The 13,536-nt window shown below is 35.8% G+C and carries 14 protein-coding genes; all 14 read right to left on the bottom strand.

The genetic code is table 11. The annotated features are described in order from the left end of the window. Positions 1–118 precede the first annotated feature (118 nt). The 14 genes from ABD814_RS07345 to ABD814_RS07280 all read right to left on the bottom strand — a co-directional run bounded on the left by ABD814_RS07345 (position 119) and on the right by ABD814_RS07280 (position 13,400). Positions 119–697, bottom strand: coding sequence for a chromate transporter (locus ABD814_RS07345; protein ID WP_344911787.1), 579 nt, complete (start codon positions 695–697; stop codon positions 119–121). Beyond that, the gene (locus ABD814_RS07340; protein ID WP_344911785.1) at positions 694–1,239 is read right to left on the bottom strand and encodes a chromate transporter; all 546 of its coding nucleotides are present in this window, start codon (positions 1,237–1,239) and stop codon (positions 694–696) included. The genes ABD814_RS07345 and ABD814_RS07340 overlap by 4 nt, the downstream gene beginning before the upstream one ends. A gap of 159 nt (positions 1,240–1,398) precedes the next feature. Next, complete coding sequence (locus ABD814_RS07335; RefSeq protein WP_344911784.1) at positions 1,399–1,836, bottom strand: DUF2512 family protein; 438 nt, start codon at positions 1,834–1,836, stop codon at positions 1,399–1,401. 72 nt (positions 1,837–1,908) lie between these two features. Beyond that, complete coding sequence (gene htpG / locus ABD814_RS07330) at positions 1,909–3,786, bottom strand: molecular chaperone HtpG (RefSeq protein WP_344911783.1); 1,878 nt, start codon at positions 3,784–3,786, stop codon at positions 1,909–1,911. A 602-nt stretch (positions 3,787–4,388) separates the two neighbouring features. Continuing rightward, positions 4,389–4,691 (bottom strand): IDEAL domain-containing protein, encoded by a 303-nt coding sequence (locus ABD814_RS07325; protein WP_344911781.1) that lies wholly within the window; start codon positions 4,689–4,691, stop codon positions 4,389–4,391. 169 nt (positions 4,692–4,860) lie between these two features. Then, the gene (locus ABD814_RS07320) at positions 4,861–5,490 is read right to left on the bottom strand and encodes a V-type ATP synthase subunit D (protein WP_344911780.1); all 630 of its coding nucleotides are present in this window, start codon (positions 5,488–5,490) and stop codon (positions 4,861–4,863) included. A 7-nt stretch (positions 5,491–5,497) separates the two neighbouring features. Beyond that, on the bottom strand, positions 5,498–6,874 hold the full coding sequence (locus ABD814_RS07315) for a V-type ATP synthase subunit B (RefSeq protein WP_344911779.1): 1,377 nt from the start codon (positions 6,872–6,874) through the stop codon (positions 5,498–5,500). After that, entirely contained in the window at positions 6,858–8,651 is a 1,794-nt protein-coding gene (locus ABD814_RS07310) for a V-type ATP synthase subunit A (protein WP_344911777.1), read from the bottom strand. The genes ABD814_RS07315 and ABD814_RS07310 overlap by 17 nt, the downstream gene beginning before the upstream one ends. Before the next feature lie 16 nt (positions 8,652–8,667). Continuing rightward, positions 8,668–8,979 (bottom strand): V-type ATP synthase subunit F, encoded by a 312-nt coding sequence (locus tag ABD814_RS07305; RefSeq protein WP_344911775.1) that lies wholly within the window; start codon positions 8,977–8,979, stop codon positions 8,668–8,670. Beyond that, a complete protein-coding gene (locus ABD814_RS07300; RefSeq protein ID WP_344911773.1) occupies positions 8,969–9,973 on the bottom strand; it encodes a V-type ATPase subunit in 1,005 nt (334 codons plus the stop codon). The genes ABD814_RS07305 and ABD814_RS07300 overlap by 11 nt, the downstream gene beginning before the upstream one ends. Before the next feature lie 45 nt (positions 9,974–10,018). Then, the gene (locus ABD814_RS07295; protein WP_344911771.1) at positions 10,019–10,597 is read right to left on the bottom strand and encodes a V-type ATP synthase subunit E; all 579 of its coding nucleotides are present in this window, start codon (positions 10,595–10,597) and stop codon (positions 10,019–10,021) included. A 28-nt stretch (positions 10,598–10,625) separates the two neighbouring features. Then, positions 10,626–11,102 carry a V-type ATP synthase subunit K gene (locus ABD814_RS07290; RefSeq protein WP_344911769.1) on the bottom strand — a complete coding sequence of 159 codons (477 nt, stop codon included), beginning with the start codon at positions 11,100–11,102 and terminating at the stop codon, positions 10,626–10,628. 2 nt (positions 11,103–11,104) lie between these two features. Beyond that, complete coding sequence (locus tag ABD814_RS07285; RefSeq protein WP_344911767.1) at positions 11,105–13,087, bottom strand: V-type ATP synthase subunit I; 1,983 nt, start codon at positions 13,085–13,087, stop codon at positions 11,105–11,107. Continuing rightward, positions 13,074–13,400, bottom strand: coding sequence for a hypothetical protein (locus ABD814_RS07280; protein WP_344911765.1), 327 nt, complete (start codon positions 13,398–13,400; stop codon positions 13,074–13,076). The genes ABD814_RS07285 and ABD814_RS07280 overlap by 14 nt, the downstream gene beginning before the upstream one ends. Between the last annotated feature and the right edge of the window lie 136 nt (positions 13,401–13,536).

The raw sequence follows: 13,536 nt of genomic DNA, 5'->3' as shown, positions 1-13,536 counted from the left end.
GTCGTTTTTTTGCCATTAAACTTTTGGGATCTCGATTTTTCAGTTCTTTTCATAGAACTTTTGACGTTACCTTGATCAATTCACTTAATTAGTCGAGATCAAACTAATAAGGTTACGATTATTGAGCAAATTGAAAGATAATCCCGACAATTGCCGAGAAAGCAATGAAATAAATTGGATGCAAATGCTTAAAGAGTTTTAGTCTCATCAGGAAAAACAAAATAATTGCTAAAGCAAGTGCTTTCAAATTAACAAAACCAAGCCAGTCATTTGTATTAACTAAATGAGAAAAGTCAAACAAATCAAGCCAGACAACTGAAAAACCAGCTGCTGCAATTAATGCTGTTGAAGCCGGTCTTAAACCGTAAAAAGTTGCTTCAACAATCTGATTTTCTCTAAATTTGGTTAATACACGTGCAATAATTAAAATAATAATAATCGAAGGTGTCACAAGTCCAATTGTCGCAACGAGACCACCAAGGTATCCAGCCGTTAAATATCCAGTATACGTTGCCATATTAATTCCGATTGCACCTGGTGTGGACTCTGAGATTGCAATCATATCTGCTAACTGTTCATGAGTAAACCAGCCTGTTGAATCAGACATATCGTATAAGAATGGTAATGTTGCCAGTCCACCACCAACAGCAAACAAACCTGTTTTAAAAAATTCATAAAATAACTGTAAATAGATCATTTAACTTGCCTCCTCTCTTGCCACTTCACAATTACACCAATCACACCTGCAATAACTACAAAAACTGCTGGTGACCAATTCGTGAAAATAGACAGTGTAAAGACGAGTAAAAAGATTAGCAAACCGATCTTATCAACGACTGAGCTTTTCCATAATTTAAGTACAGCACTTAAAATTAGCACATACACACTGACACGAATCCCGGCAAATGCATTTTGTAAAACAATGGAGTCTGAAAAGTTACGCATGAACATAGCGATGATTGTAATAATTATGTATGATGGGAAAACTAAGCCCAATGTTGCTACAATTCCACCTAGGACACCATGTTGCTTATGACCAACAAATGTGGCTGTATTTACAGCAATGATACCGGGTGTCGTTTGGCCGATCGCAAAATAGTCAATCATCTCTTCTTCAGTAGTCCATTTTTTCGTTTCGACAACTTCTTTTTGCAGAATAGGTAGCATTGCATAACCACCACCAAAGGTTAGCAAACCTACTCGTGAGAATGTAAAAAATAAGTCAATTAATAGTTTCAAACGATTTCCCCCATTCAATAGCTCTAACAAGCAAATACTACTAAAAGCTTACGGATTAATGATCCGATTGTCAAATCATATTCTCTAAAAAAGCACTGTGATTTCAAAACGAAACCCAGTGCTTTTTCTCAGTCATTAAATTGTTAATTAGTTGATTATCTAGTAATAATCATCTTCCTCATCGTCAATAAACGGCTCAAATTCTTCTGACAACTCCATCAAATAGTCATAGCGTCCGATTGAAATCGGTTCATGTTCATAACTGAATTCTTCTGTGACGTATAGATGAAAAAAGATTTCATAAAAGCCAAGTACGATCGATGAGATGAATGCTGCGATTAATCGGTCACCAGCAAAACCGACTACATCCAATAGGAGATAGATTACGATAAAGTTAATGACAACATCTGAAAATGTTGCGATAAAATTGTTCGTTTGATCTAAAATAAAGAGATCTCCAAGAAAATAGAGCGCCAAACTAATTAAGCTAACGAAGAAAATTTGACTTGTTGTCAGTCCGTAAGCAATTCCTAACACTAAGTAGAGTAAGACGAACGTTGCAAAATACTTAATCATAATTAATTTTACGTGTTCCATCCTAACACCTCCAATAGCATTAGGATGGCACGATTCGACAAAATTATACATTACTTAGGTGTAAATTGTAGCTTATTTTAAAACTTCCCACACATCATTCGTAAAGCTTAGTGGATCTTCAATTGGTAAGCCTTCAATTAAGAGTGCTTGATTGTATAATATGTTTGCGTATTTTTCAAGCTTGTCTGCTTCATTTTGCTCAATTGTTTTTAATGATTGGAAAATGGCATGATCCGTATTAATTTCAAGTACTTTATTTGCTTGGATTCCTTGGTTATCAGGCATCATACTTAATACCTTTTCCATTTCAATTGAAATTTCACCTTCATTTGTTAAACAAACCGGATGTGATTTTAATCGTTTCGAACGTCGAACATCCGTCACCTTATCTTTTAGAATTTCTTTCATTTTATTAAACAATGCTTGTTCTTCATCTGTTAATTCAACTGACTCTTCATCTTGATCATCTACTAAATTAAGATCCCCACTCGATACAGATTTAAAAGTTTTTTCATCATAATCAACTAACATTTTAATTGCAAACTCATCAATATCATCTGTTAAATATAAGATTTCATATCCCTTTTCTTGAACCAATTCTGTTTGTGGTAATCGTTCAATTCGAGCATTTGTTTCACCAGTTGCATAGAAAATTGAGTCTTGTCCCTCTTTCATTCGCTCGACATATTCTTTTAATGTCACTAATTTTTTCTCAGTTGAAGAGTAGAATAGCAACAGATCTTTTAATGTCTCTTTATGTTGACCAAAGTCATTGTAAACACCAAATTTTAATTGACGACCAAATGCTTCGAAAAATTTCTCATATTTTTCTCGGTCATTACGTAACATTTTTAATAATTCTTGTTTAATTTTACGTGTTAAATTCTTTTCAATCAATTTCAATTGACGATCGTGCTGAAGCATTTCACGAGAAATATTTAATGAAAGATCTTCAGAATCAACTAATCCTTTCACAAAGCTGAAGTAATCTGGTAATAATTCAGGAGCTTTGTTCATGATTAATACACCACTTGAATAGAGTTCTAAACCTTTTTCATATTCAGCTGAATAGTAATCATATGGTGCTGTTTCAGGAATATAAAGAATCGCTTGATAGCGAATATTCCCATCCACACTGATGTGAATATGATTAAGTGGTTGGTCAAATCCATAATGCTTCTCTTGATAAAATTGAATATAGTCATCATCTGTTAGTTCTGACTTATTTTTCTTCCAGATCGGAACCATACTGTTAACTGTTTTCTCTTCAATTACTGTTTCATATTCATCATCAGAATCTGCTTTAAGCTTTTGTTCTGAGAGTTCCATTTTGATTGGATAGCGAATAAAGTCTGAATATTTCTTAATGATCGATTGTAGATGACTAGGCTCTAAAAACTGATCAAAATCCTCTTCATCAGCATTTTCTTTAATCTTTAAAGTAATCGTCGTTCCTACGCTTTCTTTCTCACATGGTTCAATCGTAAAGCCTTCAGCCCCCTCAGAATACCACTGATAAGCTTGCTCTTCTCCGTGCGCTCTTGAGTGAACAGTTACATGATCAGCGACCATAAAAGCCGCATAAAAACCAACCCCGAATTGGCCAATGATGTCGTGGCCATCTTTAATTTCATTCTCATTTTTAAATGCTAATGAACCACTTTTAGCAATCACACCTAGATTAGATGCCAATTCTTCCTTTGTCATCCCAATTCCAGTGTCGGTAACTGTTAATTGACGTTTCTCTTTGTCAACGTCAATTCGTATGTAGTAATCACTTTGATCAAACGTAATTGAATCATCAGTAAGTGCTAAGTAATACATTTTGTCAATTGCATCACTTGCATTTGAAATCAATTCTCTTAAGAAAACTTCTCTCTTTGAGTAAATCGAGTTGATCATTAAATCTAATAATCGTTTTGATTCTGCTTCAAATTGTTGTTTTGCCATCATTATCTCCTCTTTCTAAATATATAATTAGCACTTAGACAGTTAGAGTGCTAACATATATTTTTTATCATAGATTTTGAATGATGTCAATTGAAGTGCGTGATTAGCTTGATCGATCTATTCAAATTAAAAAAATCTGAGACACCACCTAGTCTTACTAAGTAAAAAGATTCTATTTAAGGTTTTCTCGTAAATAGAATCAATTATATTTTTATAATCTTTTGGATTCTTTGAAGTCTTAGAATTATTAGAATTTCCTTTGTATGTTTTAATTTTACATTTAAAATAACATCAAATAATTCAAGTCTTTTTCAAAAAATAATCAATTTATAATTCATTATCAAAAGCGCCAACCAAGTGATTGGAACGACGGGTGGCGACTCCAGCGGGACAAGATCGAGTCCGAAAATCCTTATTGTGACACGGTAGTGGAACAATAAAAGTTGAGGCCGATCCCGCGGAAAGCGTCCACCCAGAGTGCAGATCACGGAGTGTCACCTCTAAACCATTTAAGTAGAAGTAAATCTATTTAAATTATAATGATATGAAAAAAGGAATCCAGTTCATCAACTGAATTCCTTTTTCATAATAAAACTTTAAAATTAATTATTTTGTTTGATCTTCAACTTTTGATATTTTGTCATCAGTGAGTCAAACCATGCTTTATCATTTGTTAGTAGGGCAAGATCAATTAACTGCTTTAATTCCCCAGCACTATATTGTTCGGTCTCATCTTCTTTCGTTAGTTTGTTCACTTGAACCTGGATGCTCTGACCAACTAAGATCTGATTTTCACTTGAAACGACACGCAATTGGACGACTGTATGATCACCCGTCATTTTTTCAACATAACCATGAATCTGTTCACCCTTACTTGATCTTAAGTTAACCCAATCACCAATCATTATCTGCTTTCTCCATGCTTTGACACCACCTTTAGTTTAAATTAACTGAATAATATGAATTATCATATTTTATAGTTAAAAACCATTCTAATCCTTAACCCGCCAAGTGTCAACAATATTGCTTCACCAAAAAAACCATCCGTCGATTAGCAACGAATGGTTTTTTAGTTTATTGCCCCATATCTTTAACTTTCATTATCCGGGTAATATTAGCACGTTCATTTTCTTCAAGCTTCATTTCGATATAATAAATCGTTTCTTCTAATTCCGGAATCTTTAAATACTCAAGTGCATTCACTCGGCGTCGTGTCTTCTCAATTTCATCAGCCATGAGCTGACAGGTTTTCTCGATTTCGGAAAGCTTTAAGAGTTTAGGTAAAATCGTTTTAATTCGATCAATTGCTTGATCAAGCTCACTATTTGAGTTTAAAAAGCCATATTGCATTTCTGGCTCTTTAACAGCTTCGTCAACCATGAAATCCATTTGAGGCACGATTACGCTCATAATGTTTTTCTCTTGTATATCTAAAGTAACCGACGTATTTGGAACAGCAAATAATTCTTCAATAAAGGATTCATTTAATAAAGATTTCGCCACGACAAAAGCACGCATCGCTTCAGTTAGTTCTTTTTCGACTTCTGCACGCAATTCATTATTTTGACGAATTAATGTAATGAATTGACGCATCAGCTCGTCCTGTTTATCCTTTAAAAGCTTATGACCACGAGTTGAAATAGCTAAACGGTCTTTAAGGTTGGATAATTCCATCCGAGTTGGCTTGACATCTAATCTCGCCATGACCTAATCACTCTCCTTCCGGCATAAACTTTTCAATCATATCACTCTTAATCCGTTTCAATTCTGACTTAGGCAAGATTGAAAGCAACTTCCAACCTAAATCTAATGTTTCTTCAATTGTTCGGTTTGTGTAAAAACCTTGATTGATATATTCTTCTTCAAAACGATCAGTAAATTCAACGTATAATCGATCAGTTTTTGATAGAGCAGAATCTCCAAGAACAATCGCTAATTCTTTTGCTTCTTTCCCTTTTGCGTATGCAGCAAATAATTGGTTCATTGTTGGTGCATGGTCAACACGGGTTTTCCCTTCACCTGTTCCCTTATCTTTTAATCGTGATAGCGATGGAAGCACGTCAATCGGTGGCTTCACACCCGCATTGTGCAATTCACGAGAAAGAATAATTTGCCCTTCAGTAATATAACCTGTTAAATCTGGAATTGGATGTGTAATATCATCCTCTGGCATTGACAGGATTGGAATTTGCGTGACTGATCCTTTTTTGCCAACTAAACGTCCTGCACGCTCATATAATGTTGAAAGGTTCGTATACAGATACCCGGGATAACCGCGTCGACCTGGAACCTCACGACGAGCTGCGGAGATTTCACGTAATGCCTCACAATAATAAGTCATATCCGTCATAATAACGAGTACGTGCATATCTTTTTCAAAAGCTAAGTACTCAGCTGTAGTCAATGCCATTTTTGGTGTCGCAATCCGCTCGATCGCAGGGTCATTCGCTAAGTTAATAAACATAACTGAACGATCAATCGCACCTGTTTTACGGAAATCTTCCATGAAGAACTCAGCTTCATCAAAAGTGATCCCCATCGCCGCAAAAACAACTGCAAATTTTTCATCACTGTTTAACACAGATGCTTGACGTGCAATTTGAGCAGCTAAATCACGGTGTGGTAGACCTGATCCAGAGAATACAGGCAATTTTTGACCACGAACGAGTGTGTTCAAATGATCAATTGACGAGATCCCCGTTTGAATAAACTCATCCGGATAGTCACGGGCAATTGGATTAATCGCTTGACCATTTACATCTAAACTCGCCTCAGGGATAATCGCTGGGCCATCATCCATCGGTTGACCCATTCCGTCAAAAACTCTCCCCACCATATCTTCAGAGACATCGAGAGAAAGTGGTTTTCCTCGGAAGCGAACTTTTGTATCTTTAATATTGATTCCACTTGGCCCTTCAAAAATTTGCACCATCGCTTTATCGCCATCAACTTCAAGTACTTGACCGTGTCTGATTTCACCTGTTTGCATTTGGACTTCAACAAGTTCATCATACTTAACACCTTCGACTTGCTCGACCGCCATTAGAGGTCCAATGACTTCACTAACTGTTTTATACTCCTTCAGCATTTTCTGTCATCCCCCCTCTAGAAACAATCTCATGAATGATTTCTTTAGTATCTTCTTTAATTGCTTTAATCTGATCGATTTGATCTTCACTAATATATTTAGCTCGCGCAATTCGATCACGGAGTTCATCTGTTCCTTCAATAAGCTCATCAAAATAAGCACCGAGTTTCATCGCTTCACGCGCTTCTTTTTCAAACGATAAAATTAAATCAAGCATGACAAATTGTTTTTGACGTGAAGTGTATGTATCCACATCGTCAAAAGCGTTTTGCTGGAGATAATCTTCCTTCAATGATTGCGCAATTACCATCGTTAATCGGTCTTTTTCAGATAGTGATTCAATTCCAACGAGACGAACGATCTCTTCTAACTCAGCTTCCTCTTGTAATAAGTTCATTGAATGCTGAACCATCTTCGACCAGTCTGTTTTTAATGCCTCGTCCATATATTCACCAACTTCAGTTAAGTAAAGTGAATAGGACGTTAACCAGTTAACAGATGGGAAGTGACGTTTTTGTGCAAGCGATGAATCAAGTGCCCAATACACTTTTACGACACGTAATGTGTTTTGAGTAACTGGTTCTGATGTATCTCCACCTGGAGGTGACACCGCACCAATCGCAGTAATACTTCCTTCACGCTCATCAGAGCCAACTGAAATAACGCGACCAGCACGCTCGTAATATTCAGCGATTCGACTTCCTAAATAGGCCGGATAACCTTCATCCCCTGGCATCTCTTCTAAACGACCTGACATTTCACGAAGTGCTTCAGCCCAACGTGATGTAGAATCAGCCATAATCGCAACACTATAACCCATGTCACGGAAATACTCAGCAATTGTTATACCTGTATAAATTGATGCCTCACGTGCAGCTACTGGCATGTTTGACGTGTTCGCAATTAAGATTGTCCGTTCCATCAATGATTCACCAGTGTTTGGGTCAATCAACTCAGGAAATTCATTCAGAACGTCTGTCATCTCATTTCCACGTTCACCACATCCAACGTAAACAACAAGATCAACGTCACTGAATTTCGCAATTTGGTGCTGTACAACTGTTTTACCAGCACCAAACGGTCCAGGTACAGCAGACACGCCACCCTTTGTAATTGGGAAAAATGTATCAATGACACGTTGACCAGTGACCATTGGCTGATTTGGATTTAACTTTTTCTTAAATGGACGGCCTCGACGAACAGGCCATTTTTGTAACATCGTTAACTCTTTAACACCAGCTTCAGTTTCAATTGAAAAAACAGTGTCTTCTAACGTATATTCGCCACTTTCAATTGATTTGATTGTTCCCTTAATACCGTGTGGAACCATAATTCGGTGTTCGATAACTTTTGTCTCTTGAATCGTACCGACAATATCACCAGTCTCAACTTGATCACCAACTGATTTTGTCGCTGTAAAAGACCATTTTTGATCACGATCTAAATTTGAAATATTAACGCCCCTAACAAGATAGTCGCTTTCAGTTTTTTCTTTAAACGTATCAAGTGGTCGTTGAATCCCGTCAAACATTTGTGAAACGATTCCAGGACCTAATTCTACAGATAAAGCTTCACCAGTCGTTTCGACCGGTTCGCCAGGGCCGAGTCCAGAGGTTTCTTCGTATACTTGAATAGAGGCGACATCATTACGCATTTCAATGATTTCACCGACTAATCTCATGTCCCCTACATAGCAAAGGTCTTGGATATTCGCTTGCTCCATACCCTCTGCCATAACTAAAGGACCGGAAACCTTGACAATTCTTCCTTTTTTCAAATAAGTCCCCTCCTAGTTATAAAATATTTTGTCCTACTGCTTTTTCAACATTTTTTTCAATTCGGTTTTTTCCGATATTTAGTGATCCCTTATGATTTGGAATTAAGATAATCGCAGGCTTAACTTCTGCGTCATATCGCTTAATTGTATCTGGTATTTCTTCAGCAATCGCTTCGGTCAAATAAATAACACCGTATTTTTTTTCTGCTAAAGAATCGATTGTTTGCCTTGCTTCTTTACCTGTATCAGCTGCAAACACATCAAACCCAAGGATTTTAAAAGGAAGTACCGAATCTTTGTCTCCAACTACCGCTATTCTATGAGCCATAAATAGGTCGCATCCTTTCTCTTAAAATTTGATCATCGATTTGATTATCTTTTCCAACAAGAATTAATCGAATATTTGTTACTTCTTTTTCAATCGCAAAAATATAGGCAACAACAGGCATTGGCCCGAAAGCTTGATACTTGCCCTCGTCCATTAATTCATCAATAATTTCCTCGATGATCCGGTCAAGCATCATCGGGTTGATCTCTGCTCTAGAATCGCCTAAAATCGCATCTAACTCTTTTGCATACGGTTGACTTAAGTAAAGTTCACTTAAAGCTCCTTTTCCTTGATCAGCTGCATCGATAATGGCTTGCTTAGCAATTGAGCCAGAGCTTGATAGCACCGTATGGAGAAAAGACCGTGATTTCTGTTGATTTAAACTTCTGATCACTGTTGATAAGTTGTCTAAATCAATCATGACATCAACGACTTTAGATATTGTCGCATTATTTAGTTCATCAGCAATCGCACGGATATGCTTGTAATAATACGTATCCATATAGACATCAATTGCTTCAATTCGTTCAAATGTTTTGTAATCTTCTAAAGCATGTTGAACAGCTTCGACTATAATTGGATCAAGTATTTCCGACTGTTCAGTTTTAACTAAGTTACGTAACGTGGAAATTGATTCTTTCCCAATTGGAATTAATAAATGCTCAAGGTCAACTTCTTTAAGCTTTTGTTTGAGCAACACCTTAAGATTATGGTAGCTGTAACGTAACGTATATATTTCGACTACCTCACGATTCGGTGTCATCTCAAAAAGTTCATCATAAACAGTTTGTAATCGAGCCATCAAAAACTGATCAAAGTTCTTCGTATGTAACACTTCTTGTTCATCAAAATAATAGTCTGTGCCCTTCAAAACATCTAAAGCACCACGAAGTCCTTCTGCTCGAAGCATTTTTTCATAATCTTCTCGTGAAAACAATTTCGTCTCAGCGACACGAATTTGTGTATTAATCCCTTTATATTCAGTATCTCGCATTTATTCTCCCCCCTTACTCATTAATTTGAACACTAGCAGAATTTTTTAAAATGCTAGGGTCGCAAGTTGTGGAGAAAAATCTTTTTTCAGTTCATTTATTAAGACATCAAAGCAGAAATTATAATCAATTCCACCTTGCTCTAAAATAAAGCCTGCTTTATTATTAACTGTTTGGTCAGACACAGTGACAAATGAATAGTGAGACAAAACAGTTTTTACTTGATTAGATTGCATCAGTTTGACTGAACGTTCACCAGAAACAATTGACCACTCTTTATTTGGATCAATTTTACTTAGCACACCAGATAAAAACTGGCTAAATTGCGTTTCATCCCAATTTTCAAGCTCAGTTACGGCTTGATCAAAAACGGTATTTAATAGTTCTTGTTTTTTAGCTAAAATCTGGTTTCTTTGTTTGTTTTTCATTGTTTGAATCTGACGTTCATAATCATTGTTTAATTGCTGAATAATTAAGTCTTTTTGTCGTTTTTCACTTTCTTCAAGCTTTTTACTAGTTTCCTCAAGCTTATCATCAGCAACTTTTTGATAAGCTTCTAGTTTGCTTTGTCCCTGCTTTTTAGTCCGTGACAAAATTTGTACTGACAAAACGCTAATATCTTCCATGAATTCCATCCTCTCACTATTTTTAATCTTATGCTATTACAAGTAAGAAGGAAATAACTAATCCTAAAAGGGCGTATGTCTCAACCATAACTGAGTAAATAATACCTTTTGTATTTTGGTCTTCTCTTTTAGCTAAGATTTGAATTGCTGCAGTTGACACTCGACCTTGTGCAATACCAGCAGTTAACCCAGTAAATGCTACGGGTAAAGCTGCCATTAACATATAAATTCCCTCACCAAACGCCATGCCTGGATCCATATTAATGTAAATTAAGAACCCAATAACAAAGCCATATAAACCTTGAGTACCTGGTAGTAGTTGCAGGATTAATGATTTACCAAACTTTTCTGGTTGTTCTTTTATTAATGAAGCTGCTGCCTCACCAGTCATTCCAACCCCTCTAGCTGAACCCCACCCAGCAAAAATAACTGCTATTGCAATTCCTAATGTAGCAAAAATTAACCCACCATTGTTTTCTACAAAAAATTGTAACCAACTTTCCATAATTAAATTCCTCCATCTCTTAATCGTTCATTTTTACTTTTTAATTGAATATATTTTTCAGAGGCTTTTAATGGCTTAAATGCCTTACCTCCACCTTCATAAAATTTACCAAAGAACTCCACAAGAATTAATCGTGCACCATGTACGTATGCACTTAACATTGTTAAACCTAGATTTAATGCATGTAGGGCAACAAATAATACAATCCCGATTGTAAAGCGACCTATTGGCGGAATAAATCCAATGATCATATTAAACGCAAGCGCAATACTGGCTCCTGAGACACCAAGTGCCATTAGACGTGAATAACTTACAATATCACCAATATATCCAGTTACGCCGTATAGATTGTAAACGCCTAAGCCTAGACCAAGTGCTTTATTTTTAGAAGCTAGCATTGTCGCACCTAAAATACTTAGCACACCTAAAATCGCAAGTCCTCCACCAATTTGACTTAAAAGTTGATTATTAATCAGCATTGAACCAACTAATAAGATAATTAATCCTAATAAGATCATGATCCAACCAAAGCCATCCGCGACTGAACCATACTTGTCGCCATCTCTTAGCTTCAAATAAGTATTTAATCCCAAAGCAACAAAGATATGAATTAAACCAAAAACGACCGAGATAACTAAGATCGTTATAACATCGTCTATCGTTGACAATAATACAAATGGTAATTCAAAGCCGAAAAATGATCCATAAATTAATCCCCAAATCATTGTTGGGTAGGATATTAAGTGAAAAAACTTCAAATTCTTCTTCATCGTAGAATCAAAATTAAATAACTTAAATGCTAAAAATGTTGCTAGAAATAAAAGTAATCCATAACCAAGATCAGCCACCATCATCCCAAAAAAGACAAAATAAAATGGTGCAAGATAAGGAGTCGGGTCAATTTCATTATATTTAGGAAGATTATACATTTCGGTAATATTCTCGAAAGGTGCAACAAAACCATTATTTTTTAACACGGTTGGCACACGATTATAATCCTCTTCCATAACATCGGTGATCAACAAAGCATAATCATGTTGACTTAAGGTTTCCTCTAAGGCTTGCTTCATAGAATCAACTTCAGCTTCTTCTAACCAGCCTTCCATTACAAACAAATGCTTTTCATCTATGAAAAGTAATTTACTCTTCTCTCGTTCAAGCATTGCTTGATAATATTCATCGGCAAGCATTAACTGCCATTCTTCAGTTCCCATCTTTTCAAGATCACTAATAATTTGCTTCTGACTTGCTTGAAGCTCAGTCAATTCGTGCTTGATCTTTTTTAATGCTTCAGATGGGAGTTCGACAAAATTCGTCGTTAAGTCATCAAAATGACAATCATTTAGTAAGTCCTGCACTTCTTCCTTATTCGTTAGATCATAGGCAATAAAAACACCATGTTCATATTTATTTTGATAAATCTCTTCAACAAATAAAATATCAGCTTCTTTTAACTGATTGATATATTGATTTTGAATATGTTGTGGAACAGTACCGACACTTCCAGTTATAAATTTTGGATTCTGCACATCTTGTTTACAGAAATTTAATTTCTGCCAGTTTGATAAAAATGATTCTTCTTCAGTTAGCTCTTGACGCTGCTCGTCAATTTTTTCAAGCTCAATTTGCTTATTTAATAAATGATTAACAAGTTCTTTTGTTGAAAACTGATCGACTTCAGCTGACAAGCGATCAAGTGTATAAGCTTGCTTCTTTGTTCGTAACTTTTTCAAAAGCGACGGTTTTGGTAAATGTGACTGAAGAAAAGTTAACGCAGATTCGATTTGATCAATTTGTGTTTCACAATGCTTAATCGTTGTTCTTAGTTGTTCAACATCGTTAGTTGATATGTCTAAATCTCCTAATTCTGTCGCATGCAAGTCAACAACTTCTAAGTTTTGCAATTCTTGAATTGATTTTAATAACTGGTCTTTCTGCTCATGGAAAGATATGAGTGTCAATTTATTCATTTTAGCTATTGCCATACTTTCTCATAACCTCCTTAACGACCGCCTGAACCAATTCTTCTTTTTTATCGTAAAAAACACGTTCCAATTCTACTAATTGTTCTTCTGCTTCCTTTTGATTTGTTGCTTTTAATTGTTGTAATTTCTCTGTGAGCTTTTCTGTTTCTTGTGCTTTAAACGTAGCTAATTCACTTGCCAATGTATCTTCTAATTGGCTAACTTCTATTTCATTTGATTTTTTCAATTCAAGAAGCTGTTGTTCATAATCACGCTCAAGGGCTTCAGCTTGACGTTCAATTTCTTTCACTTTCTCGATTGTCTTCACGCTCATCGATTAACACCCCCTTCATTTTCTACCAAGCATCATTTAAAGTCTTAAAATTCCTCGAACATAACTATTCCTGCATTATTCATAACTTGATTTTTTATAGGTGATTTGCCCATTAAATTGCCAAAAGTGAATGCCA

Source organism: Amphibacillus indicireducens, assembly GCF_039539605.1.
GTDB lineage: Bacteria > Bacillota > Bacilli > Bacillales > Amphibacillaceae > Amphibacillus > Amphibacillus indicireducens.
The sequence above is the reverse complement of the archived record's forward strand: the minus strand, read 5'-3'. Positions and strand labels throughout refer to the sequence as shown.